Source organism: Saccharibacillus kuerlensis DSM 22868 (genome assembly GCF_000378145.1).
Taxonomy (GTDB): Bacteria; Bacillota; Bacilli; order Paenibacillales; family Paenibacillaceae; genus Saccharibacillus; species Saccharibacillus kuerlensis.
In genome coordinates, this window is record NZ_KB899328.1 from 1 (window position 1) to 2079 (window position 2079).

A 2079-nucleotide genomic window follows, 5' to 3' on the forward strand; every position below is an offset into this window, starting at 1 on the left:
CGCATAAGCTTTTACGCATTATTTTTGGCATGTGGAACTCCGGATCGGCCTTTCAAGCTCATTAAGTACTGAAATTGGATATAGAATCCATTTTTTATCTGCCTTCCAAGGTAGGTTTATTTCAGTATGTTCCATTTAGACAGCTCAACGATTGTTTTATGAAAGGCTTGACTTTGATTAGCTGGTTTATCTGATGCCATCTATCCTCTTTAGTTAACTTGCATATGCTTTAATTATCTTTAAATTTAATTTCCATTCTTTGCTTAATGCCTTCAAAATCTTTTCTTTAGTTTGTCTCAGTCAGTTTCCAGCACCATACGAATGTATAGGTTCACACCAAGTGAAACCTTTACCTTGATATCTTTGAATAAGAGGCATTTATGATTACGCATGCAGTCTTTAGCTTGATCTCGTCTACTTCAAGATAATGTTTCCTAGGGAGGATTAAACTATTTTCTTCATAAAAGGAGCAATATCTAGAAAGGAGCACTATTTAGCACACGTATTCAGTCTATTTTTGCAAACAATGTTCAGATTGATTCGATACGGTTAGCGATCAACATCCCAAGCATTTCATTTGCACTACACTCTATCTTGAATGAAATAAAACGAAATTATACATTTAATTGAATTTACTTGAAATAAATCCCGAAAAAGATAAGATAAAAAAGATATATAGGAGGTGAGCTTACGAAAAAGATTATATTAATTGGTTTATTGGCTTTTTTAATGATCTTTCCTTTAGGTTGCAATAAATCTGAAAATCCAAATGCTTCACCACCTATTTGGATCTACTACGAGGGAAGTAAATATGTAGGTACAGAAATATATCCCGGAAAACCGAAAAACATAATATTCTCAGACCATGTTACGCAAAAAAAGGATTTCACGCCAGGTTTGAAAGTTTTCGTAAATCCTGAGAATCCAGAAGTGGTATTTATAAATCAGGGCGGATGGATGGGATTGAAAAAAGTTACAGAAAATTAAGATAGTTGATGAACATAGAGTTCTTTGCAATTTTCATCTTTTAGGAGGTTTCTTTAATGAAAAAATATTTAATTCCGCTTTTAACTAGCTAAAATAGGTTTGCGTACAGGCCCTAGTATTATTTTTGTTTTGGCAACAACTTCTGCCCCTGCTACTTTTGCTCAGGAACACGAGAACCTCAACCATTCGCCATTAATGATCAATCCTAGTGAACAAGAAAACCTTCCTAATTACAAAGTAGAACGTAATGGTTTAGCAAAAATCACTGATGAAGAAGGCAAGGTTATTGGAGAGAAAGAAATAGAAAAAAAAGGAGAAGACTCTTTAAACTGTACCCTATAAGATGGACACTTTGAAAAAAGTCATCTTGTAGGGTCTTTTTGTGTACAATAAAGAAAAAATGAGCGGTGGTTAAAACAAATGTCCAAAAAGTTATTCACAAGTCTAGAACAAAAACAGCTGAAAAAGAATCCGTATGTGAAACAGGTCAGTAACAAAGCCATCACCTACACGGATGCGTTTAAAGAACACTTCATCCAAGCTTACGGGCAAGGTAAACGCCCTCGTGAGATTTTTCAAGAGGCTGGCTTTGACGTAGACAGCTTAGGAATCAAACGCATTCAAACGGCTTCCCTTCGCTGGCGTACGGCTTATGAGAAGAAGGGGATCATCGGTCTTGCGGACGCGAGAAAGCAGGCTTCCGGACGTCCTTCCACGCGTGCACTCAGCCCCGAGGAACAAATCGCTCGGCTGGAAGCCAAACTGGAATGGCTCGAAGTGGAGAATGAATTTCTAAAAAAGCTCGAATGGCTCGAAAGGCAGGCGAAGAAACCAAAATTCAAGTAAGTACGGGGCAGAAGTTCGAATGGATTCAGCAGATCACAAATCGCCCCCCGTTCAAACGTAAGGTGCGGTGGCTGTGCCTTCTCGCTCAAGTCTCTCGTTCCGGTTACTATGCGTATCTTAGCGAGCAGGCTGTTTTCAATAGGCAAAAGCAGCAGAAGCAGGACGAACAAGCCTACAAGATCCTGCTGCGTAGGCCTGTTGATTAGCTATTTTCTGGAAATGAAATCTGGTTACTGAAGTAAAAAA

General features: G+C 38.3%; 2 protein-coding genes. Both read left to right on the forward strand.

Translation table 11 applies throughout. The annotated features are described in order from the left end of the window. Positions 1–1116: 1116 nt before the first annotated feature. Positions 1117–1329 carry a hypothetical protein gene (locus tag F456_RS24500; RefSeq protein ID WP_157060167.1) on the forward strand — a complete coding sequence of 71 codons (213 nt, stop codon included), beginning with the start codon at positions 1117–1119 and terminating at the stop codon, positions 1327–1329. Positions 1330–1407: 78 nt separating this feature from the next. Beyond that, positions 1408–1833 carry an HTH domain-containing protein gene (locus F456_RS0121380; protein WP_018979057.1) on the forward strand — a complete coding sequence of 142 codons (426 nt, stop codon included), beginning with the start codon at positions 1408–1410 and terminating at the stop codon, positions 1831–1833. Positions 1834–2079: the final 246 nt, after the last annotated feature.